This window comes from Candidatus Villigracilis proximus (genome assembly GCF_016717045.1).
In the GTDB taxonomy this organism is placed as follows: Bacteria; Chloroflexota; Anaerolineae; order Anaerolineales; family Villigracilaceae; genus Villigracilis; species Villigracilis proximus.
On the sequence record NZ_JADJUO010000011.1, the window covers coordinates 58,709 to 80,442 of the forward strand.

Here is a 21,734-nt window from a genome sequence, read left to right on the forward strand (position 1 = left end):
TTTTTTTCTGCACACTTTTTGTTTTTAATTTGTTTCTGATTAACTCTGTCTTACATCCCAGAATTTTTGTACAACTTTTGATAAAACTTTTTTTACATCATCTTTCTTGATGCCAGCGACTTTGAAGGTGAGTACTTTTGTTGTGGGGTCGTCACCAGAGAATTGACCGAAGGAAATAAAGTTGCCGCCTGCATCTGCAATGGCTTTCGTGATCTTGGCGAGCTGTCCGGCCGCATCGTCAATGACTGCTGTTACGCGAATGCCTTTGGTGCGTGCTCCCATCAATTCAAGGAAGACTTTGAAGAGATCGGTTTCTGTGATCATGCCGACTACTTTGCCGGAACGCATAACGGGCATACCACCAATTTTTGAATCAGCCATCATGCGCGCAGCTTCTTCGATGGGGGTGGTATCGTCAACGGTTTTTACTTTTTTGCTCATTACCTGGCTGACGGTCACTTTGCTGAGCAGGTAATTCATTTCCCAAACGCTTAAGCTGGTCACAGGGGAAGGGGATGCGTTAAGCAAATCACCCTGAGATACCATGCCGACTAATTTTCCGTTCTTGATGACCGGTGCGCGGCGGATGTGTTCTTTCTTGAACATGGCCAGCACATCGTGAATTGACATTTCTGGTGTAACTGAAATAACCGGGTGGGACATTCTTTCGCCTACAAACATTTTTGCCTCCAAATATGTTTTGCTGAAAATAATCTGTGAAAATTGTTACAAACACATTATACGTGGTATTCACGGAAAAGAAGTCACTAAATTGGAGTGTATAAGGTCACTTTGCGAATTCTTTTATTACACGCGCCATGTGCTTTGCGTGTTTGAGATACAAATCCAAACGGATATTTTCATTAGGGGCGTGGGCCTTTGTATCAGGGTAGCCGTGGCCCATCGTCGCAACGGGCAGGTTCAGGTCATGGACGAACGGGTAGTTGGGGCCGGAGCCGCCGATCATGGGCACAATTTCCATTGGCACGCCAAAGGCGTCAGTTGCGGCATCCACAACGATCTTGATAAACGGATCATCAGGGTCAGTGCGCGCGGCAGGCTCGCCGCCGTGATATTGAATTTGCACATCTTCAAAACCCTGCGCATCAAGATGGGCACGGAGTTTTTTGAGAATGTCTGTTGGCTTTTGATTCGGCACGAGTCTGAAATCCACTTTGGCAGAAGCGCGCGCCGGCTGGACAGTTTTTTGCCCAACACCCTGATAGCCGCTTGTGATTCCGCAAATGGTACAGGTGGGCGTGAAGACCTCTTCCATTTTTAGATCAATGCCGCCAGTGATGCCTTTGATAAAACTCTTTGCGCCATAGCGTGATTTATATTCATTTTCAAAATTTGGAAGTTTCTCCATTAACTCACGGTCTCTGGCTGTGGGTTGAATCACATCATCATAAAAACCGGGGATGAGGATCCGCTCATCGACGCCCTTCAAACTGGCCAGTGCCCAAGTGAGTCGCCACGCCGCATTAGGCAGGATACTGCCACCCAACCCCGAGTGGACATCCGTGCCGAGTGACTCAACCGAAAGTTCAACATAGCAAATACCGCGCAAGCCGAGATATTGCATCGGTACTTCACGATGATCCACGCCGCCGAATTCCCAGATGCAGGCATCGGCTTTTAATTTATCCATGTTCTGTTTGATGAATTCATGCAGATGTTCGCTGGCGGTTTCTTCCTCGCCTTCGATGATGAATTTGATATTGCACGGAAGTTCACCGTCTTGTTCGAGGATTGAATCAATGGCGAACAAACGCGCAGTGAGGTGACTCTTGTCATCGCTTACGCCGCGGCCATACATTTTTCCATCGCGTATCTCCGGCTCAAAGGGCGGAGACAGCCACAGATCCAATGGCTCGGGCGGCTGCACATCGTAATGATTGTAGATCAACAGAGACTTGTCGCTTTTTCCTTTTCGTTCTGCAAACACAACCGGCGCGCCGTCAGTCGCCATCACTTCGGCTGTGAATCCGCGTTTTTCAAGCATGGACTTTACCAGTTGAGCGCATTCTTTTAGTCCGATATTTTGCGCGCTGATGCTGGGCTGCGCCACATAGGTTGAAAGTTCGGAAAGACTTTGATCAAGATTTTTTTCAATGTATGAATCTATCTTTTTATAGTCGCTCATAAATTTCTCCTTAATTGTTAGGAAGCGCGGACTTCGAGTCCGAGGTTTGGCATTTAGGTACGGTTTTATAAAAACCTGCGATCCAGTCAATGGAATACGCGCCGGCGTAGGCAAACATTGCCATCTTAATCGTTTGCCCAACCCAGCAGGCCAGCAGAAACTGCCAAAGTGGAATTTTTGCAATCCCTGCGGCGATACCTGCCATATCGAAAAATGGATTTGGAAATGCCGAAAGCACAAAAATTACCCATGCGCCATATTTCACCCACGGCAAAACCCGATTGTAGATTTTTGTGTTTTCCACAATTGCCTGTCCGCTAAAGCCTGCGAGGTAACCGGTCAACTCGCCGATGGCTCCGCCTGCTCCGGCTGCAAATGCAACCGCAAGTGGATTAAGTACACTGCCCATGGCGAAGACCACAGCCACACCCGGCGCGGGCAAAATGACAGTGGCGTTTGCCATTAACATAATCAGAAAGATGCCCGGATATCCATAAGCCGTAAATTCATCCACATGGTCGCGGATACTATAAATATAGACCGTGATGCCAATGACGGCGGCCAATGCAAGCACGCGTAAAATGACAACGCCAACCCCAGATTTTTTATGATCTTGAATTGGCGTTGTTTCAGTTTTTACTGCTTGTTCTTTTTTGGTTAGCTTTCTTCAATGGTGACACGGATGATCTTCACCGCTGGCGCATTGACATTGCCCGGGTCACGCGCAGGAATGGACATCAACACATCCAGCCCTTCCACGACCTGTCCAAAGACAGTGTGTTTGCCGTTCAAATGGGGAGTGGGGCCGTGAGTGATGAAGAATTGCGAGCCATTGGTGCTGGGACCGGCGTTTGCCATGGAGAGGATTCCGCGCTTGTCATGTTTCAAGCTGGCATCGAATTCATCGCCAAATTTGTAGCCGGGGCCGCCGCGGCCGGTGCCGGTTGGGTCGCCGCCCTGCACCATGAAATTGTCGATCACACGATGGAAGATGACACCGTCATAATATCCTTCACGTGAAAGGAAGACGAAATTGTTGACGGTGATCGGTGTTTTTTCTGCGAATAATTCAATCACCATGATGCCGTTGTCGGTTTCCATGTGTGCTTTGTATTGCTTCTTCGGGTCGATCAACATTGCGGGGGGAGTGTTCCATTGTTTTGCCATTTTTAAATCTCCTATATTTACGTTTTGAAGTTGTGAGTAACAAAATTTATCAAGAACAGAAACTTTGTTGAAACCTTATTTTAATAGTGTTTCTATTCTTGCTACTACCATATCCAGAGCGGCAACGTTATGTCCGCCTTCGGGGATGATCACATCTGCGTATCGTTTGGATAGTTCAACGAATTCAAGATGCATCGGGCGGACCGTTGCCTCATATTGTTTGATGACCGATTCTGCTGTGCGTCCGCGCTCGGTGATGTCGCGCCGTAAACGGCGAATGAAACGGACATCTGCATCGGCATCGACAAAAATTTTTACATCGAACAATTTTCGCAGTTCAGGCTCCACAAAGATCAGCACGCCTTCCACAATGATTACTCCGCGCGGCGCAACGGTAAAGGTCTGGCCGGTGCGGCTGTCGGTGGAGAAATCGTAGATCGGGACTTCAACAGGTTGCAGGTTACGCAATGATTCGACGTGTTTGATCAATAATTCAGTTTCGAGGGAATTCGGGTGGTCAAAGTTGACATCTCTGCGCAGGATGGGAGGCAGTCCGGTTAGATCTTTGTAATATGAATCATGCTGAAGGTATGCAATTCGATCCGCCCCAACGCGATTGAGAATTTCCTGGGCGACCGTTGTTTTGCCGGAGCCTGATCCACCGGCGATGCCAATGACCAAGGGATGATTAGGACTCATATTTTTGATTATAGCCCATGAATGAAAAAACGGCTCCGGGCGGACCTGGAGCCTGTTTCGTGCGACGATGAACATTTATTTGCGCTTGAAGATTCCCGTCAACGCCTGCCAGATCGGACAACGATCATAAATCCCCATAAAAGCGAGAATCCCGCCGACGCCCGCGATCAACCAGCTGCTGGTTGAAATCCCGACCATGATAAATAGTCCGCCAGCGCCGAGACGTAACATGCGGTCAAATTGTGTGAGCGGAACTTTTACTTCTTTGCCTTCCGCCAACGCTTCAAACATGGTTCGGTAATTTTCTTCAGTTTGTGCGCCGGTTACACGCCCAACTTCTTTTCCATTACGCAGTGTAATGACCGTTGGAATGCCAAAGACGCGAAATTGTTCGAGCACTTCACGCGAGTCATCTGCGTTGATCGGCATGAACTCAACTTTTCGGCATATTCTTTTGCGAGTTTATCAAGAATGGGTTTGGTCATCTTGTACGCCCGCACCACGGCGCCCAAAAATCAATGATGACTGGTTTTTCCGATTCCGAAATTTTTTGTTGAAATTCTGTTTTATTCATGGCTGATAATTTTGGAGCGGATGATTTCTCATCCGCTCCGATAGGTGTTGATTATTTATATGTGCTGAGCTTGAAAGGCGCATACAACGGGCAGAAGGCGATCACGGATGTGAGCAGGAACACCGCGCCGAGCACGACGAGCACGATGCCGAGAGTTCCGGTGACAATTCCGCCGAAATATAAATAGGCGAACAAGGCGGCGAGCACGACACGGACGATGCGATCAGTATTAGACATATTGCGTTTCATGGTAAATCTCCTTTGGTTGATTAGTTGATTAGTTTGATATCAACAGTATAGGAGACTTGCCGCTTTCTGTCGGTGACAATGTCACATAAGCGAACGGGATTCGAGTAACTCGAAATCCAATACTTCCACGGTGCCGCGTCCTGAGCGAATACTGCCATCGCTGACGAAATCTTCGAGTAAGCGGCTGATCACTTCACGCGAACTTCCCAATTCCGAAGCGATTTCCTGATGTGTAATGCGTAGCGGGTTTTGTTTTCTAGCCTGACTCAATAATAACGAAGCAACACGGCGATCCATGCGGCGAAAAGCGACTTCATCAATGATCGCCATTACTGTGAACAGTCTTTGAGATAGCAGATCAAAAATAAACTCGCGCCACAAGTCATGCCGTTTTACCCAATCACGAAAAACGTCCGCTGGGATCATCACTGCTTCGGCATCCTGTTCAACTGTTGCCACAGCTGGAAACGTCTTTTGACTCAAAATGGCATTGGCGGTCAAAATACAAGACGAGCCGTTTCCAAAACGATATAAAGTAATTTCACGGCCCGTCTCGCCGATCTTGTAAACACGCACCACACCCGAGATTAATAACGCAATGGATTCAACCCGGTCGCCTTCGAGAAACACATCATGGCCGGCAGGGATGCGCGCAAAAAAAGCTGCTTGCTGAAATTCACGCGCGAAGGCCGCATCCGCTTGCTGAAGGATGGGCAGTAATAGTGCAATGCGATTGAATTGAGCGTTATCGATCATCGGGCAATCACGTGCTGTGAATTATTCAAAACTAAAGGCAAGACCCACGGTCCCCGGGCCGGTGTGGGTTCCAACTACAGGGCTGACTTCTGCAAAAATGGTTTCTATTGGATTAAGTTGCTGCGCGGCACGATCAAGCAGTGTTTTTGCATCATCAACTGCATTTGCATGTAATGTTGCCAGTCGAATATTTGATTTGCCTTTTACCTGTTCGGCAACCAATTCCAATACGCGGTCGTGCGCTTTTGATTTTGTGCGGATTCTTTCCACGCCTTCCACTTTGCCTTCTTTGAGTGCAAGGATTGGTTTCAGGTTCAGAGCAGATCCAATAAAACGCTGTGCGCCGCCAATGCGTCCGCCGCGATGTAGGAATTCGAGGGTGTCTACTGCGAAGAAAAGGCCTGAATTCTTTTTGTCCTTCCACAGCGGCGATACACCTACTTAAACTGGATCCGCTTTCGGCGGCGCGTAGCGGCCAGCAGTACGATCAACCCAGAACTCATTGAGGTGGCGAAGCTATCCACAATGGCAACTTTTTCGCCGGCGGTTCCCATCGTCTCTTTTGCTTGCAGTGCAGATTGCATGGTGCCTGAGAGTTTTGATGAAACAAAAAGCCCGAGGATCTCAAATCCCTGATCTATAAGGTTTTGAAAAGTAGCTTGCATGGTGGACGGAGAAACTTGTGATGAAGACGGCATCGTTTTGGCAGTTTTTAAACGAATATAAAACTCTGTCGGTTGAATATCTATTCCGTCTCGAAATTCCTGTTCACCCCAAATGAGGATCTGCGGTGCAACGGTAATGTTGTGTTTCTTAATAATGTCTGCGGGTAAAAATGAAGTACTGTCTGTGACAATTGCAATTTTTGACATATTTTTCTCCAGGTCGGTTTTGGAATGAATGACCGCAATTTTACCCCCAGTGGGGGATTGCGTATATGAAAAATAAGTTTTCATTGCTCATGGTATAATTGTATTTAAACGTAATGAAATACAAAGATTTTTATTTAGGAGCCTATTTTGGCCTTCAACCCTATTAACTGGCTGCTAGGCCTTTTCTCTCTTGATATTGCCATAGACCTTGGCACTGCGAATACACTGGTTCATGTTCGCGGTAAAGGGATTGTTATTAACGAGCCGTCATGGGTAACTGTCGACAAGAAATTGCGGCAGCCGTTGGCGATCGGCCTCGAAGCCAAGGAAATGGTCGGACGTACCCCTAGTAATGTTGTGGTTGTGCGCCCTATTCGAGATGGGGTAATTGCCGAATTCGATGTAACCCAGGTTATGCTTGAATATTTTATTGGCAAGGTCCATGAACAAAGCATGGTTCCATTGCCGCGTCCGCGCGTGATCGTTGGGCTGCCTACAGGCGTGACCGAAGTGGAAAAGCGCGCGGTCTATGATGCAGTGATGGCCTCTGGCGCGCGTCAGGCGATGTTGATCGAAGAACCGATCGCGGCCGCGCTGGGAGCTGGTCTGCCAGTCGGGGAGATTCGCGGCTCAATGGTTGTGGACATCGGCGGTGGTACCACTGAAGTCGCTGTGTTATCCATGAGCGGTGTGGTTGCTTCCCGTTCTCTGCGTGTTGCAGGCGACGAGATGGATCAGGATGTTGTTCAATATCTTCGCAATAAATATAATCTGTTGATCGGTGAAGGCAATGCTGAGCAGATCAAATGGCAAATTGGCTCAGCTTATCCGTTACAGCCCGAAAAAACAATGGAAGTGCGTGGTCGAAATCTTGTCACTGGTTTGCCTGAGACGGTTGAGGTTTCTTCCATTGAAATACGTGAAGCCCTTGCCGGTTCTGTGCAGGTAATTATCGACACCGTCCGCGATGCTTTGGATGAAATTCCGCCGGAGATCGTAGCCGACCTGATGGATATTGGCATTTGTCTGGCAGGCGGCGGCGCACTTTTACAAGGACTTGCAGAGCGCCTGACCGATGAATTGAAATTACGTGTCTGGGTTGCTGAAGATTCGCTCACTTGTGTTGCGCGTGGCGCTGCGATGATCTTTGAAGACCTGCCAACACTTGGCCGTTATTTGGTTGGTTTGGAGCGCGGTAGTACGCGTCACATTCCTGGATAATTGCTTTTTGGCTTTTTTGCCTGAGGCAAACTAAAATATGAACTCCCGTTCTTTACAAACAACAATAATTTTTCTTGTGGTGGGGGGGATTCTGGCCCTGGCCCTCGGCGGCTTTTTTGGTTCCACTTCAAGACAATTTAATTCCGTTTTGATCGAATTGCAAATGTGGATATCTTCCCGTTATCTTGGCTTTCAGGACTTTGTTAAGGCGCCGCGTGATATTGTTTCTTTGCGTGCCCGCAATGTCGAATTGGAATCACAGGTGTCGCAGTTACAGGCTCAGGTCATCGAATTACAGCAGCGTGTAAATGAGACAGAAATCCTTGCCGCGCTTGTTGATTTTTCCCGTTCAAATCCTGAAAGTACATATAAAGCTGCTGCTGTAATTGGCCGCGACCCAAGTCCATTTTTACATTACATTATTATTAATCGCGGTTCGAACGATGATATTCGGCGTGGTATGCCTGTTGTTACCAATCAAGGTTTGGTAGGTCGCGTAGATGCAGTTATTGCTGATGCGGCGCGTGTGCAGCTAATTACCGACCCCGCATCAGCCATCAATGTTTATTTGCAAAATGCAGAGACAGATGCCGTACTCTTCGGGTCGGTTACCGGCGATGTTTCTTTGGATATGATCTCGCAGGATACACCGGTGGAAGCTGGCGATCTTATTTTGACCTCCGGTCTGGGCGGCGGGTATCCGTCTGATTTGCCCCTCGGGCAGGTGGTTACGCTCCGCACCCTTGAGTTTGAACTCTTTCAACAAGCCACAGTCCAGTCTGCTGTGGATTTCACCCGTCTTGAGATCGTGCTGGTGATTACGAATTTCCGTCCGGTAGATATTTCACCGCTTGAGCCTTAACCCTTCCCCTTAAACGATTTAATATGCGAAATCTTGTTGCTTTTCCTTTGCTTGGATTGGCCGTGATTCTTCAATCCTCTGTGATTAGTCAGATAAAGTTACTTTCCGGCTATGCCGACTTGCCTTGCTTGTGCTGGCTGCGTGGGCATTACAGGAACGTGTAAAATCGGCCTGGCATTGGACTGCGCTTGCCTATATCATGGTTAGCTTTGTTTCCAGTATGCCCTGGCCCGTCCTGTTCATTGGATACTTTTCAGTTGTTTTTATTGCACAAGCCCTGCAAAGACGTGTCTGGCAGGCGCCCTTGCTGGCAATGTTTAGCGTCACTTTTACCGGCACCTTGTTTATCAACATCTTATCTTTTGCTGTTTTGCGCATTTTGGGCACACCCTTCTCTTTTGCAGATGTGATAGGATTAATTGTCCTGCCCAGCCTGTTGCTTAACATGTTGTTCTCGATCCTGATCTATGCGTTTATGCGTGAATTATCGCGTTGGGTCTATCCTTTAGAGGAGTATGAATGAGTTCTAATTCCATGCCGCGCCCTGTCCGCTTTGAGACATGGCGGCTTGCTACAATTTACATCGCAGTATTTCTGGTCTTTACCGGTTTGCTTTTCAGGCTAATTAATCTCCAGGTGGTTCAAAATGCCGATTGGACCACACGCGCCGTCGACAATTACACTAATGATGTGAGTGTGCCTGCTCCGCGCGGCATCATCTATGATCGAAATGGCAACATTTTGGCACGCAATCTTGCCTCATATAACGTAGTCATTACCCCCGCCGGTCTGCCCGATGACGAATCTGATATTCAGCGTATTTACCGTGAACTTTCAGCGTTGATCGAAGTTCCTGTAGGCGGACCCGTGACAGATGAATCTCTCGAAGAGGCTAAATTGTTTGCGGCTTGTGTGCCCGGCCCGGGTATTTCCCAGCTTGTCGCATTACAGGATACGCTTGCCCCTTATAGCGCTGTAAAAATTAAATGTAATGTCTCCACCGAAGTGGCACGGATCGTTGAAGAGAATTCGGTGGACTGGCCTGGCGTCACTGTGGATATTGAGCCGATTCGCGATTATCCCACCGGCTCATTGACCTCTGCGTTGGTTGGCTTTCTTGGCCCTATTCCCGCATCACTTGAAGAAGAATATCGTGCTCAGGGATTTATTCCCAACCGTGACAAAATTGGTTACGCTGGGGTTGAAGATTCTTTACAGGACATTCTGGCCGGCAGAAATGGTTTGCGTGTTGTGCAAATTGATGTGGCCGGACAGGAACTTCGCAACCTTGAGCCGCCCATTCCAACAGTGCCGGGAAACAATGTGTATTTAACGATTGATACCCGTTTGCAGGCGGCGGCAGAAGCCTCTTTGATCCAGGAAGTTAATTTTTGGAATACCTATTTTGGGAAAGTTCGTATTTCAAGCGGCGTGGTAATTGCCATGAATCCGAAAACAGGCGAAATTCTGGCGATGGTTTCCTACCCAACGTATGAAAATAATCGCTTCGCACGTTTGATTCCTTCGTATTATTTCGAACAGTTGAATCAGGATCCGCGCAAGCCTTTATTGAATAATGCGATCTCTGCAGAATTTCCGCCCGGTTCTGTGTTCAAATTATCCACAGCGACAGGCGCTTTCAATGAGAACATCGTGGACTTGAGCACCATTGTGGATGCTCCCGGTCAATTATTGTTATGTGAAAAATTTAATCCAAATGACGTGTGTACCGATAGTAATACCAGGCCATTTGTAGATCATATTTTTGAAAAGAAACCTGAAGGCTTTGGCCCGATTGATTTTCTACGCTGTATTGCCTACTCCAGCAACGTTTGTTTTTATAAACTGGGCGGCGGATATGGTGATGAAATCGAGCAGGGGTTGGGCATTGACCGTTTAAGACAATACGCGCGCGCGCTTGGGTATGATGAGCTTTCGGGAATTGAATTAAAAGGCGAACAGGATGGATTGATTCCAGATCCGCAGTGGAAGCGCATTAATACTGGCGAAAACTGGTCCACAGGCGATACCTATATCGCGAGTGTGGGTCAGGGGTATGTGCTTGCTACTCCCCTGCAAATTTTAATGTCCGGTGCAACGATTGCAAATAGCGGAAAACTGATGCAGCCGACGATCGTTCGCGAAATAACAGATGGCGACGGAAACCCGGTGGAAGCCTGGTTTAATCCTGACCCTGAAATTTTCAACGTCACAGATTTTCAAACCGAGGGAAGCTACCAAATATCCCCATTTACCCCCAACTTAAAGTGGGATGTAACAGTTACCCCCATTATCGAAGGCTATTCCTGCGAAAATGGTTTCTGTAGTTTGAATGAAGATGAGCTGAAAACCATTCGCCCTGAGTCTATCGCCGCAGTGCGTGCAGGGACTCGTTTAGCGGTTACCGACCCATTGTTTGGCACTTTGTATGATGTATTTAATGATTTTCCCATTGCAGTAGCAGGCAAGACCGGAACTGCTGAATACTGCGATGATGTGGCGCGTGCAGCAAATCGCTGTAACTTTGGCGCATGGCCCACACACTCGTGGACATTGGCCTACGCCCCGTTTGAAGACCCGGAGATTATCGTGGTTGCGTTTGCTTATAACGGCGGAGAAGGTGCCAGTGTGGCCGCACCCATTGTCTCGCGTGTGATCCAGGCTTATTTTGAGTTGAAGGCGATTGATATTGCACAGGGCAGCCCGGTGACGGAGCCTTAAATTTGCCCTCCTGGAATTGCATTGTCAAAACAATAATTCCATTTTGTATATGGCGTCAGGTATAATTCAATATGTTGTTTAGTTAATCTTATGGAACAAATTACTTCGCTGGTTCAGATAAAGGGTATACGTGATGGACTTCTCGCAACATTTTCAGATGCGCCGTGGGAAGACCAATATCTTTCCCTGCTTGCTCAAATAGGAGAGCGTCCCGCATTTTTTCAAGGAGCGCGGCTCGCGATAGATGTTGGCTCGCAGATATTAAAGGTCAATGATCTGGTTGATCTGCGTGACCATCTTTCAGAACGTAACATAACACTTTGGGCAGTGATTAGTGAATCGCCGACCACTGAGCATACATCACAACTACTTGGGCTCGCGACGCGCATCTCAAAGCCACGTCCTCAAGAAAAAGCACATGTTGACGCGGCCTCTGATGACACCGCTCTATTCGTCAATAAAACGTTACGCTCCGGTACGCGGATCGAATTTCCCGGAAATATTGTTGTGATGGGAGATGTAAACCCCGGTGCTGAGATCGTTGCGGAGGGCAATGTTATTGTTTGGGGGCGCGTACGCGGCATGATCCATGCTGGAGCAAAGGGCAATCGCTCGGCGTTTATCTGTGCTCTTGATCTTTCAGCCAATCAACTTCGTATTGCAGATGAAGTTTCAGCGATGCTAAAACCGCAAAAAGACCCAAAGCCCGAAATTGCCAGCATTAATAGTGAAGGACGTTTACAAGCAGAACTCTGGCATACCGGCTAATCTTATTTACAGGAATTTATATGACAGCTCAAGTGATCACCGTTACATCTGGAAAAGGCGGCGTTGGCAAAACCACCGCCGTTGCAAATCTTGCCACAGCGCTTGCCGCTGATGGTAAAAAAGTTGTTTGCATGGATGGCGACATCGGTTTGCGTAATCTTGATGTGATCATGGGATTGGAAATCGCATCGTGTACGATATTGTCGATGTGATCGAAGGACGCTGCAAACTAAAGCAGGCGATGATCCGCGACAAACATTACCCTGATTTGTATTTGATCCCTGCCGCGCAAACACGTGACAAGAATGCAGTTTCTCCGTCAGATATGACGCGCATCTGTAACGACCTCAGGCCTGATGCTGATTTCGTCATCATTGACTCGCCTGCAGGCATTGAGCGTGGTTTTCGAAATGCCATCGCGCCAGCAGATCGCGTTTTGGTCGTGACCAACCCGGAGGTCAGCGCGGTGCGTGATGCGGATCGCGTAGTCGGTATGTTGGAAGCGGAAGAAAAAGGCAGCCCGTCGCTGATCCTTAATCGGTTAAATCCAACATTGGTCAGAAATAATGACATGCTTTCTGCCGAGGATGTGCTGGATTTGCTCGGCATTCAGTTGATCGGAATTGTGCCCGAGGATGAGTCTGTGATCATTGGCTCGAATCGCGGTGCGCCGGTTGTAACGGATGCCAAAAGCCGTGCCGGACAGGCTTTCCGAAATATTGCCAAACGCCTTCAAGGGCAGGAAATCCCATTTATGGATCTTGAACAACAGGGCGGTTTGTGGGGCGCGATCCAAAAATTAACGGGGAGGAAGTAGGATGGGCTTCTTTACACGCAAACGCAGCGCAGAAAGCGCAAAAGAACGATTGCAGCTTGTTCTGGTACATGATCGTACCGACTTGACGCCTGCTCAATTGGAATCACTGAAGAATGAATTATTAGAGGCGATTTCGCATTATATTGAAATTGATCCTGAAGCAGTTCAGATCGGACTTGAACGTGATGGCCGCTCTCAGAAGTTGGTGGCTGATATTCCCTTGCGGAGTGTGTCGCGTCATCGCGCAGGTTGATCCCTTTTTTACTTGGAGGCACGGATCAACCAGATGCTTTAATCGCATTGGTTGCATCCGTGTTTTTTTATTATGACCCGTGGACTTTCCTGGCGTAACTTCGATTTTATTTTACTGGGCGCGATCGTGCTTGCATCTTCTTTTGGCACAGCCATGATCCGTTCTGCAGTTGCGGGAAATGAAGTCTTGCAGCCGCTGATTACCCGTCAGGTGTACTTTGCCTTGCTTGGCGTATTTCTAATCTTTTTGGTTGCCTCCGTTGACTATCGGTATTGGCTGGCTTTATACCGCCCGATCTATTTTGGAATCATGATTTTTTTGGTAACGTTGACTGGCTTTGGACAGTCCGCTTTTGGAGCCCAGCGCTGGTTTCAAGTGGGTGTTCTTTTCCTTCAACCGACCGAGTTTGCAAAGATTGTTGCGATCATTATATTGGCGCGTTATTTTGAAGTTGTTCGGAATCAACCCCGCGACTTAAAATGGGCAATCGGTGCCATTCTTTGGGCTTCGGGCATTATCATTATGATTCTTCTGCAGCCTAATTTAAGTAATGTGCTTTTACTTTCTGTTATTCTCGCTGTGATGTTGTGGGTAAATGGTGTGCAAATTAAACATGTTCTCGCTTCTGTTTTGATCGGCGTGATTGCTGTAGTAAGCTTGGTGTCGCTTTCTGTATTGGGAGTGAAAATTCCATTTTTACAGGCTTATCAACAGGAACGTATTGTCAACTTTGTTGTGCCTGACCCAAACGATACGTATGGAAATCGCTATAACGTGCAGCAGGCGTTGATCGCGGTGGGCACAGGCGGAGTTTTTGGGCAGGGATATGGTCACGGAACGCAGACCCAATTACGCTTTCTTAAAGTACGCCATACAGATTTTATTTTTGCCGCAAGCGCTGAGGAATTTGGCATGGTAGGCGGGTGTGCTGATCATTGTCACGCTCGGCGTGATCGTCTGGCGCTGTATTCGTGCTGCGCAAAAGGCGCGTGATGTGGCTGGTTCAATGATCGCCATGGGAGTCGCTACTCTGATATTTTTTCAAGCCGCGGTGAATATCGGCATGAATTTAAATGTACTTCCCGTTTCGGGGCTTCCGCTGCCTTTTATTAGTTATGGCGGCAGTGGTTTAACGGCGCTGATGTTGGGAATTGGATTGGTCGAAAGCGTCGTAATGCGTCACCAACAAATGGAATTCTAAGGAGTGTTTATCTTGTCTGTCAAACCTGCACGTACTCGCTTTGCCCCTCGCCAACAGGACATTTGCATCTTGGCGGCGCACGTACCGCATTGTATGCTTATCTGCTCGCAAAAAAAACTGGTGGACAATTCCTTTTACGTATTGAAGATACCGATGTCTCACGTACTGTGCCCGGCGCGGAACAGGAAATTTTTGATGGCTTGCGCTGGCTGGGTTTGAATTACGACGAAGGTCCCGACATCGGCGGCCCGTATGGACCGTATCGTCAAACAGAGCGCCGTGAGATCTATCACAAGTATATTGACATACTCGTAAAAAGCGGACATGCCTACCCGTGTTTTTGCACACCTGAAAGATTGGACGCCGTAAGACAGGAGCAGCAAAAACTTAAGGTGAATCCGCATTACGACGGTACCTGCCGTGTGCTTGCTCCAGATGAAGCTGCGCGCCGTATCGCCAATGGCGAGAAGCACGTCGTCCGCTTTAAGATGGCTCAGGAAGGCGTGACCGTTGCGCACGATCATTTGCGCGGCGATATTACATTGGAAAATAAACAACTCAACGATCAGGTGCTCTTAAAAACTGACGGCCTTCCGACTTATCATCTCGCCGCCATGGTGGACGATCATGAGATGGGCATCACGCATGTGGTGCGCGGTTCTGAATGGTTGGGCACATTCCCATTACATGTGAATATCGTCCGCGCTTTTGGCTGGGAGGAACCAACCTGGGTTCATCTTTCAGTGTTTCTCAAGCCCAGCGGAAAAGGCAAGCTGAGCAAACGCGACAGTGTCGATGCCAACAAAGATGGGTATTCAGTTTTTATAAAAGATATGCAGGACTTGGGCTTTACTCCCGAAGGCGTATTGAATTGGGGCGCTTTGATGGGGTGGGGTGTGCCGGAAGGTGATGTGATGAATCTGGAGCAAATGGTTGAACGATTCAGTATTGATAGTTTGACTCCTTCGCCCGCCGCGATCAATTTCCAAAAACTGGATCACTTCAACGCGACGCACATCCGCCTCTTTACTACCGAAGACCTGGCAGCCCGTCTCAAGCCTTACTTTACCCGTGAGGGACTCAACGTTAACGATGATACTTTGCTCAAGATCATTCCGCTCATCCGCGAGAGACTTGTCACGTTGGATGATTGTCTGGCGTTTGGCAGTTTCTTCTTCAAAGAAGATGTGACCCCCAACCCCGAGGACTTGATCGCCAAGGGACTGGATGCAAAGCAATCGGCGCAGATCGCTCAAAGGGCGTATCAGATTCTAGTCGAGCAACCAACTATCAGTCATGAAAGATGCGAGCCGCCTTTGCGGGCCTACGTCGAAGAGAGCGGACTGAACGCAAATCAAGTCTTCGGTATTTTGCGCGTGGCAACAACCGGGCAGAAAGTCAGCCCTCCATTGTTTGAGTCTATGGAAATTATTGGCAGGGAGAAATGCCTTGCTCGAATTAAGAATGCGATTGAGGTTTTAGAGAAAGTATAGATTTGACACCCAATAAAAATTCCCGCGCTGATAACGCGGGAATTTTTATTTAATTTGTGCGATAGGCAATTGAGTAGGCGGGGATGTTGAGTCCCGAGACAGATATGGAGACTTCGCGCATTTTGAAATCCAACTCAGTGGTGATGGTTTTGATCGCATTTTTGGTAACGAATATTTCACCGGCAGCGGCGATATCTTCACCCAGTTTACAGGCACGGTTGACTGCGTCTCCGAAGCAATCTTCATCTCCGATGATCAGGATTTTTCCATAGTCTATTCCACAGGATATGTGAACATCGAAATCATCAGGAGTGAGCAAGTTGGATGCATCGAAGGCAAGTTGCAGTGCGATGGCCGCATGAATGGCTGATAGTGTTTCGGGGAAAACCGCGAAACAATTGTCCGCTTCAAATTTGATCAAGCTGCCCCCGTAGGTTTTGATGATCGGCTCGGATATGAGCTGCATACGACGTACCATTGAAAGATAATGAATGATCCCATATTTACGAGTTAACAAAGAGAAGCCAGACATATCCAATACAAAGACAACCTGTTCTGAGCCGTAGTTTTGCCATAATTGTTCCTCGATCTTTTTTCGGGCAGAGACTTCAGTTTCCTGTGAAAAACGGAGGATCAAATCTTGAAATTGCTTGGATTGTTTTTTGTTCATCGGTTTATGTCCATATCGCTATAAAGTAATTTGACAGTGAAAGTGTACGTTGTGCGGAGTCCAAAAATCGCTTTCTGTAGAACTTAATAATAGGCGGGCATGCCCGCCTATTATTATATATCACCCGGCTCGTCAGCCATGCGTACAATGCGCGGTGTGAACTTTCCAAGCACGTCCACAAGTTCTGTCTGAGCGTTTATCACGCTTTCGATCGGCTTGTAGGCTTGCGGTGATTCGTCCATGCCGCCGCCGAGCAGAGTGACATCATTCTTTTTTAGATACTCCTTCCGGTCTGCCTTGCTGATCGAGTTCAATGCGGTTCTACGGCTCATTAGTCTGCCGGCGCCGTGCGATGCAGATTGCAAAGCCGAAGCGACTCCCTTGCCACGCACGAGATAGCCGGCATCTCCCATTGAGCCGGGAATAATTCCCAACACACCTTCACCCGCTGGAGTTGCACCCTTGCGATGCACAATGACAGTTCTGCCATCCGGCAGTTTTTCCTTCCATGCGAAGTTGTGGTGATTCTCAACCACCGCAACTTCCTTGAGTCCAACCGACGCGGCGACACGTTGGTGAATGATGTAATGATTCGCAGATGCGAATCTGCCCGCGAGTTCCATCGAAAGCCAGTATTCCTGACCCTCTTCTGAATCAAGCGAGAGCCACGCCAGATACTTAACGCTTGCATCAAGATCGGGGTGCTTCTCTCTGGCAAGTTTGCTGTAGCGGTCCGCGATCTTTGCGCCCACACCGCGTGAACCGCTATGTGAAAGCAGCGCAAGATAAATGCCAGGCTCCAACCCAAACATGGGATCGGTCAGGTGAAAAGAACCCCATTCAACAAAGTGGTTCCCTGTGCCGCTTGTGCCAAGTTGATTCATAGCGGTATCCTTCAACATTTTGAGTTGAGGTGTCGCATACCACGCATCATCATCTAATACAGCATGTTGCGCCTTCTTGCTGCCTGTCCACTTGGCGCCCATACCGAAGGCGGTTTCGTTCCAAAGTGATTCTTCGAACATGCCTTTCTTTTGTCCGAGCAAATGCGGCGAAACTTCATAAAGCGAGAGTCTCATGCGGCAGGCAATATCCACGCCCACGGCGTAGGGGATGACGGTGTTGTCTGTAGCCAGCACGCCGCCGATGGGCAGTCCGTAGCCAACGTGGGCGTCGGGCATGAGTGCGCCCGCCACAGTGACAGGCAGGCGCATGGCATTGTCCATTTGGGCAACCGCGCCATCGTCAATTTGATCCCGTCCCCAAATTGGATATGGGATTGGTGCTTCATGCAATATATCAGGTGAAGGCTCATCTTTTTGCGTAAGCCGAATACACTCACGTGCGAGGTCTGCCATTAATGGATCAGCGAGAAATGGACCCGGGTCTTGCCGAACAGCTTCCAGTTGACTCAAGAACCGCTTCGCGACTTAACCTTGAGCTGATAACTGCGTCGAAATAATTTTTGCCAACCCGATAATTTTTCCATCGGGCCAGTTATTTAATTTTTAGGATCTTGCCAGTGATAATGTCCATTTTTTATTTTGCCTTTTATGGAGTCAGCCAGCTTGCTGGCGAATTACGGGAGCAAGCTCCCTGACTCCATACTTAATTTTCTTCCAACTTCCATAGTTCGCGCATTTCGGGGCTGATTTCGAGCAATTCATCCAGTGTGCCTTCGGATTCAATCCGACCATCCTTGAGGACGATGATGTGATCTGCGCGCCGCAAAAGCGGACGGCGGTGAGAGACGACGAGACAGGTTGTATTTTGCTGCTCAAAAATTCGTTCCCATAATTGCTGCTCGGTTTCAACATCCAGCGCACTGGAGAGATCATCGAAAACAATGAGTTCGGGTTCACGGATGAACATGCGCGCCGCTGCGGCTCTCTGCGCCTGTCCACCCGAAAGTTTTACGCCGCGCGCCCCAACCAGAGTTTCGAGTTTTTCATCCATTTGCTCAAGGTCACGATCCATGACGGCTAGTTTTGTGGCTTTATATATTTCATCGTCACTGCGATTCATGCCGAGCAAAATATTATTTCGCAGGGTGTTGCTAAACAAGCGTGGTACTTGTGCAGTGTAGGCGCAGCGCGGCGGGATGAGGAAATCTCCGGGCGATGTGAGTATGGTTTCGTTCCAGCGTATCTCACCTGATTCAAGCGGAAGTAATCCCAGCAGCGCGCGCAGTACTGTCGTTTTGCCTGAGCCGATTCTTCCAGTGATTATCGTCAGCGTGTTGCGTTTTATTTTGAGCGATATGTTTTCGATGCCGTTCGTTGATTCAGGGTAGTGAAATGTCAATTGTTCAGCGACCAGTTCACTCAGTCGGTCTGATGCGCTTTTTGTCGGGTAGATCACTTCGGGCAGTGGACCATCTAAATTAATGGGGCTGTGCTCGACTAGGGCATCCAATGGCGCATTTTCCATCAGGTGATACATGCGCTGAACGGAGACGTTAAGCTGTTTGTAGCGCGCCGCGAGCATGCCGCCAAAAGTTGTGAGATCGCCCATGCTTTGCAGGAGATACACGAAGAGCGAAAAATCACCGAGCGTGAAATTGCCCGTGCGCATAGATTGGCCGACGAGCACAAGAATAACGCCCGTGCCCAGCGTGGATGTGTTGCGATAGATCGAGCCGAGCACTTCGTCAAAAAGTTTTTCGCGGATGGTTAAGATGCGGCGTTCGTCATTAAGCTTGTGAAAATAATTAATGACGTTCTTTTCGGCTGTTGCTACTTTGACAGCCTGCACCGCTCCGAAAAATTCGCCGATGAAACCTGTCACTTTGCCGCCTGCCTGACGCGATGTGCGGCGATAATGTTCGATGCGGCCTGTGGCGATATTTGCGATGACGCCAACGACAACAAGCGGAATCAACGCCATCACAGTCACCGAGGGGCTAATCTGTGTCATTAAAATGATCGCTACAGCAACGATGATCAGCCCAACGAAAACATCGTTGATCAAAATCACAAAGAGCGGAATTTCGTTAACGTCCGTTTTGAAACGGCTGACGGCTTCACCGGGTGAGTCAGGCAGTTGCGATGCACCCGGACGGCGCAGAATATATTTCAAAAGATTCTTGCGCAACAGCGTGGACATGTCTGCGAAGATGGGTACATCTGCATAATAAAAGCCGTAACTTGCGACGACGCGCCCAATCCATGTGGCGGCCAAAAAAGCGACGATGGCCCAAATGCCGAAGGTCAGTTTTGCTTCGCCGGTGATCATGTCAAAGAAGGCTTTGATAATTAGCGCAGGCGCGACCTGCCAGCAAAAGCGGATGAGGGCAACGCTGATCAAATCGACAAACCATAACCACGGGCGAAAACGCAGCATTTCCCAGATGACTTTCCATGCGGGCAGCGCGGGTATTTTTTGTGTGAAGGTTGTTTCGGTCATAATAAAATTCCTTAGACGGCGGACGATGGACGGTAGACCGTGGACGATATTGTGCCGTTCGACGGTCTACTGTCCACGGTCTATTGTCTGCTGGCTACGCCAATACTTCTTCCATGCCAGTTTGCAGCAGTTGATGAAATCGTGAGGCTGGGTCAGCGGCCAATTGTTTGCGGTTGCCATATTCGCTGACGATGCCTTTATCTAAGATCATGATCTCGTCTGCGCGATGCACTGTGTCCAGCCGATGCGCGATGATGATGGCGGTTCGGTTTTTTAGTAATTTGTCTATCGCACGTTCGAGTCGCTGCTCGGTGGCGGGGTCAAGTCGGGAGGATGCTTCGTCGAGAATCACCAGCCCCGGATTTCGTAGAAAGACTCGCGTGAATGCCAGCAATTGCGCTTCACCCGCGGACAGTGATCTGGATCCAGTTTCGAGTTCAGTATCCAGGCCTTTGGGTTGACTCTGCAGCCAGTCGCCGAGTTCGAGTTCTTCTAGGGTCGCCATAATTTTTTCGTCTGATATTGAACGGTCAAAGAAAGTTAAATTATCACGGATGTTGGCGCGGAATAATTGCACATCCTGCGTGACGATGGCGATGTTGCGCCTTAATGTTTCAAGATGCGTTTCCCGTAGATCTGAGTTGTTGATCTTGATACTGCCAGAGTTCACATCGTAAAGCCGGAAGATCAAGCGTCCGAGTGTGGTCTTGCCGCTGCCTGTGCGGCCGAGCAGCCCAAGAATGGCGCCGGGTTGCAGGTCAAAGGAAAGATCGCTTAATACTGAATCATTTCCGTTGTAGGAAAATCCTACATCTTCAAATTTCAGAGCAAGCCCTTTCGGTTGCGACAGAATCTCCACGCCAGTGCTGTTGACCACTTCCGCTTTGAAATTGCGGAACTCGGTCAATCGCTCAACGCACGCGCCTATGGTTTGGAAACTTTCTATTTCGTGAGTCATTGCCCAGAACGGTTCTTCAAGCAAATTGATGTAATGCACAAATAAGTAAACTGTGCCGATGGTGATCAGCCCGGCGGAGAATAACCAGTATCCGCTGGTGATGGCGAGCAGACTCCCCAAAGTCAACGCGAAGCCCATTGCATTTTCAATGATCCAGCGTTTGAAATGTGACTTGCGATCATGAACGAGTTTGACACCTTGCAAACGGAATAATTCACGGATCGAAAAGTCCACTGCGCCGTTGGAACGGATGTCTTCTGTGCCAGCCAGTTGTTCTTCGATGAAGCCGTAGATTTGTGCTTCTGCTTCACGCCTTGCTTTTTGATGCGGCACAGCAATATCTTTAACTTTGCCAAGGATGGCGATGGTCAGCACTGAATACACGGTAAAGCCCAGACCCGCGCGCCAATCTTCGATAAACAAGGCGGCCAGAATGCCGATCAACAGCAGACCATTTGCGACTAAATTCAACGCGAATTGTGAGAAGAAAGTTGCCAGCTCGGTTACGTCACCGTCAATGCGCTCGATCAATTCACCGGGTGTGTGATCGTTGTGGAATTTCATATCCAGGTGAAGAGCGTGTTCTGCAAGTTCGGCGCGCAGGTCGTTGGTAGCTGTCCATGCGACGTTTTCGCCGAGATAAGTCACGCTTACGGCAACCACTTGTTGGATGATGGCGATTCCAATAAAGGCGATCGCGGTCCACGTCAGTGTTTGCAAGGCTTCACCGGCCAGCGCGGAATCGATAAACTTGCGAATGATCTGCGGAGCAAAAATACGCAGTCCAATACTGCCAAACATCAAAAATGCGAGCAGGATGAACCGTCCCTTTTGCGGGCGGATGTGTTCGGAAAGTAAGTTCCAGTAGGATTTGAATGATAAGTTCATGATGTTGTTCCGTT

General features: G+C 48.6%; 24 protein-coding genes and 1 pseudogene. 10 read left to right on the forward strand and 15 right to left on the reverse strand.

The genetic code is table 11. The annotated features are described in order from the left end of the window. Positions 1–39: 39 nt before the first annotated feature. The 11 genes from IPL71_RS13535 to IPL71_RS13580 all read right to left on the reverse strand — a co-directional run bounded on the left by IPL71_RS13535 (position 40) and on the right by IPL71_RS13580 (position 6,463). On the reverse strand, positions 40–681 hold the full coding sequence (locus tag IPL71_RS13535) for a CBS and ACT domain-containing protein (RefSeq protein WP_345322415.1): 642 nt from the start codon (positions 679–681) through the stop codon (positions 40–42). A gap of 106 nt (positions 682–787) precedes the next feature. Next, positions 788–2,146, reverse strand: a complete 1,359-nt coding sequence (locus IPL71_RS13540) for a M20/M25/M40 family metallo-hydrolase (protein ID WP_345322417.1) — start codon at positions 2,144–2,146, stop codon at positions 788–790. Between the two features lie 10 nt (positions 2,147–2,156). Next, positions 2,157–2,720 (reverse strand): VTT domain-containing protein, encoded by a 564-nt coding sequence (locus tag IPL71_RS13545; protein WP_345322419.1) that lies wholly within the window; start codon positions 2,718–2,720, stop codon positions 2,157–2,159. A gap of 83 nt (positions 2,721–2,803) precedes the next feature. After that, positions 2,804–3,313, reverse strand: a complete 510-nt coding sequence (locus IPL71_RS13550) for a peptidylprolyl isomerase (RefSeq protein ID WP_345322422.1) — start codon at positions 3,311–3,313, stop codon at positions 2,804–2,806. A 75-nt stretch (positions 3,314–3,388) separates the two neighbouring features. Continuing rightward, complete coding sequence (gene udk / locus IPL71_RS13555; protein WP_345322423.1) at positions 3,389–4,012, reverse strand: uridine kinase; 624 nt, start codon at positions 4,010–4,012, stop codon at positions 3,389–3,391. 75 nt (positions 4,013–4,087) lie between these two features. Then, the gene (locus tag IPL71_RS13560; protein WP_345322740.1) at positions 4,088–4,462 is read right to left on the reverse strand and encodes a thioredoxin family protein; all 375 of its coding nucleotides are present in this window, start codon (positions 4,460–4,462) and stop codon (positions 4,088–4,090) included. A gap of 31 nt (positions 4,463–4,493) precedes the next feature. Then, positions 4,494–4,586, reverse strand: a complete 93-nt coding sequence (locus tag IPL71_RS25980) for a thioredoxin family protein (RefSeq protein ID WP_514130785.1) — start codon at positions 4,584–4,586, stop codon at positions 4,494–4,496. 51 nt (positions 4,587–4,637) lie between these two features. Next, positions 4,638–4,835, reverse strand: coding sequence for a YgaP family membrane protein (locus IPL71_RS13565; protein WP_345322425.1), 198 nt, complete (start codon positions 4,833–4,835; stop codon positions 4,638–4,640). An 81-nt stretch (positions 4,836–4,916) separates the two neighbouring features. Beyond that, a complete protein-coding gene (locus IPL71_RS13570; protein WP_345322427.1) occupies positions 4,917–5,591 on the reverse strand; it encodes a Crp/Fnr family transcriptional regulator in 675 nt (224 codons plus the stop codon). Positions 5,592–5,612: 21 nt separating this feature from the next. Then, entirely contained in the window at positions 5,613–6,017 is a 405-nt protein-coding gene (locus tag IPL71_RS13575) for a DegV family protein (protein WP_345322741.1), read from the reverse strand. A gap of 11 nt (positions 6,018–6,028) precedes the next feature. Beyond that, positions 6,029–6,463, reverse strand: coding sequence for a DegV family protein (locus tag IPL71_RS13580; protein ID WP_345322429.1), 435 nt, complete (start codon positions 6,461–6,463; stop codon positions 6,029–6,031). A 147-nt stretch (positions 6,464–6,610) separates the two neighbouring features. On the opposite strand from IPL71_RS13580, the gene IPL71_RS13585 reads away from it, so the two are divergent. The 10 genes and pseudogenes from IPL71_RS13585 to gltX all read left to right on the forward strand — a co-directional run bounded on the left by IPL71_RS13585 (position 6,611) and on the right by gltX (position 15,799). Continuing rightward, positions 6,611–7,684 (forward strand): rod shape-determining protein, encoded by a 1,074-nt coding sequence (locus IPL71_RS13585; protein WP_345322431.1) that lies wholly within the window; start codon positions 6,611–6,613, stop codon positions 7,682–7,684. A 37-nt stretch (positions 7,685–7,721) separates the two neighbouring features. Then, on the forward strand, positions 7,722–8,546 hold the full coding sequence (gene mreC, locus IPL71_RS13590) for a rod shape-determining protein MreC (protein WP_345322433.1): 825 nt from the start codon (positions 7,722–7,724) through the stop codon (positions 8,544–8,546). Positions 8,547–8,670: 124 nt separating this feature from the next. Then, positions 8,671–9,069 (forward strand): hypothetical protein, encoded by a 399-nt coding sequence (locus IPL71_RS13595; RefSeq protein ID WP_345322435.1) that lies wholly within the window; start codon positions 8,671–8,673, stop codon positions 9,067–9,069. Further along, a complete protein-coding gene (locus IPL71_RS13600; protein ID WP_345322437.1) occupies positions 9,066–11,267 on the forward strand; it encodes a penicillin-binding transpeptidase domain-containing protein in 2,202 nt (733 codons plus the stop codon). Before IPL71_RS13595 ends, IPL71_RS13600 begins: the two co-directional genes overlap by 4 nt. A gap of 90 nt (positions 11,268–11,357) precedes the next feature. Then, complete coding sequence (gene minC, locus IPL71_RS13605; RefSeq protein WP_345322438.1) at positions 11,358–12,035, forward strand: septum site-determining protein MinC; 678 nt, start codon at positions 11,358–11,360, stop codon at positions 12,033–12,035. Positions 12,036–12,055: 20 nt separating this feature from the next. Next, a pseudogene (gene minD / locus IPL71_RS13610) lies at positions 12,056–12,852 on the forward strand (septum site-determining protein MinD). A gap of 1 nt (position 12,853) precedes the next feature. Continuing rightward, on the forward strand, positions 12,854–13,105 hold the full coding sequence (gene minE, locus IPL71_RS13615; RefSeq protein ID WP_345322439.1) for a cell division topological specificity factor MinE: 252 nt from the start codon (positions 12,854–12,856) through the stop codon (positions 13,103–13,105). 72 nt (positions 13,106–13,177) lie between these two features. Next, a complete protein-coding gene (locus tag IPL71_RS13620) occupies positions 13,178–14,098 on the forward strand; it encodes an FtsW/RodA/SpoVE family cell cycle protein (protein WP_345322443.1) in 921 nt (306 codons plus the stop codon). Beyond that, on the forward strand, positions 14,031–14,306 hold the full coding sequence (locus IPL71_RS13625; protein ID WP_345322445.1) for an FtsW/RodA/SpoVE family cell cycle protein: 276 nt from the start codon (positions 14,031–14,033) through the stop codon (positions 14,304–14,306). Before IPL71_RS13620 ends, IPL71_RS13625 begins: the two co-directional genes overlap by 68 nt. Beyond that, complete coding sequence (gltX, locus tag IPL71_RS13630) at positions 14,300–15,799, forward strand: glutamate--tRNA ligase (RefSeq protein ID WP_345322743.1); 1,500 nt, start codon at positions 14,300–14,302, stop codon at positions 15,797–15,799. Before IPL71_RS13625 ends, gltX begins: the two co-directional genes overlap by 7 nt. Positions 15,800–15,848: 49 nt before the next feature. Here the strand turns inward: gltX and IPL71_RS13635 are convergent, their stop codons facing one another. The 4 genes from IPL71_RS13635 to IPL71_RS13650 form a co-directional block, all read right to left on the reverse strand. Then, the gene (locus tag IPL71_RS13635) at positions 15,849–16,469 is read right to left on the reverse strand and encodes an adenylate/guanylate cyclase domain-containing protein (protein ID WP_345322447.1); all 621 of its coding nucleotides are present in this window, start codon (positions 16,467–16,469) and stop codon (positions 15,849–15,851) included. A gap of 113 nt (positions 16,470–16,582) precedes the next feature. Continuing rightward, positions 16,583–17,884 carry an RtcB family protein gene (locus tag IPL71_RS13640; protein ID WP_345322449.1) on the reverse strand — a complete coding sequence of 434 codons (1,302 nt, stop codon included), beginning with the start codon at positions 17,882–17,884 and terminating at the stop codon, positions 16,583–16,585. A gap of 193 nt (positions 17,885–18,077) precedes the next feature. After that, on the reverse strand, positions 18,078–19,874 hold the full coding sequence (locus tag IPL71_RS13645) for an ATP-binding cassette domain-containing protein (RefSeq protein ID WP_345322451.1): 1,797 nt from the start codon (positions 19,872–19,874) through the stop codon (positions 18,078–18,080). A gap of 94 nt (positions 19,875–19,968) precedes the next feature. Then, complete coding sequence (locus tag IPL71_RS13650; RefSeq protein ID WP_345322453.1) at positions 19,969–21,720, reverse strand: ABC transporter ATP-binding protein; 1,752 nt, start codon at positions 21,718–21,720, stop codon at positions 19,969–19,971. Positions 21,721–21,734 lie beyond the last annotated feature (14 nt).

Bases quoted from the DNA above. Each gene is read 5' to 3' on its own strand.
- IPL71_RS13535 (WP_345322415.1), bottom strand. From the start codon at position 681: ATGTTTGTAGGCGAAAGAATGTCCCACCCGGTTATTTCAGTTACACCA.
- IPL71_RS13540 (WP_345322417.1), bottom strand. From the start codon at position 2,146: ATGAGCGACTATAAAAAGATAGATTCATACATTGAAAAAAATCTTGAT.
- IPL71_RS13550 (WP_345322422.1), bottom strand. From the start codon at position 3,313: ATGGCAAAACAATGGAACACTCCCCCCGCAATGTTGATCGACCCGAAG.
- udk (WP_345322423.1), bottom strand. From the start codon at position 4,012: ATGAGTCCTAATCATCCCTTGGTCATTGGCATCGCCGGTGGATCAGGC.
- IPL71_RS25980 (WP_514130785.1), bottom strand. From the start codon at position 4,586: ATGAATAAAACAGAATTTCAACAAAAAATTTCGGAATCGGAAAAACCA.
- IPL71_RS13565 (WP_345322425.1), bottom strand. From the start codon at position 4,835: ATGAAACGCAATATGTCTAATACTGATCGCATCGTCCGTGTCGTGCTC.
- IPL71_RS13570 (WP_345322427.1), bottom strand. From the start codon at position 5,591: ATGATCGATAACGCTCAATTCAATCGCATTGCACTATTACTGCCCATC.
- IPL71_RS13580 (WP_345322429.1), bottom strand. From the start codon at position 6,463: ATGTCAAAAATTGCAATTGTCACAGACAGTACTTCATTTTTACCCGCA.
- mreC (WP_345322433.1), top strand. From the start codon at position 7,722: ATGAACTCCCGTTCTTTACAAACAACAATAATTTTTCTTGTGGTGGGG.
- IPL71_RS13600 (WP_345322437.1), top strand. From the start codon at position 9,066: ATGAGTTCTAATTCCATGCCGCGCCCTGTCCGCTTTGAGACATGGCGG.
- minC (WP_345322438.1), top strand. From the start codon at position 11,358: ATGGAACAAATTACTTCGCTGGTTCAGATAAAGGGTATACGTGATGGA.
- minE (WP_345322439.1), top strand. From the start codon at position 12,854: ATGGGCTTCTTTACACGCAAACGCAGCGCAGAAAGCGCAAAAGAACGA.
- IPL71_RS13620 (WP_345322443.1), top strand. From the start codon at position 13,178: ATGACCCGTGGACTTTCCTGGCGTAACTTCGATTTTATTTTACTGGGC.
- IPL71_RS13635 (WP_345322447.1), bottom strand. From the start codon at position 16,469: ATGAACAAAAAACAATCCAAGCAATTTCAAGATTTGATCCTCCGTTTT.
- IPL71_RS13645 (WP_345322451.1), bottom strand. From the start codon at position 19,874: ATGACCGAAACAACCTTCACACAAAAAATACCCGCGCTGCCCGCATGG.
- IPL71_RS13650 (WP_345322453.1), bottom strand. From the start codon at position 21,720: ATGAACTTATCATTCAAATCCTACTGGAACTTACTTTCCGAACACATC.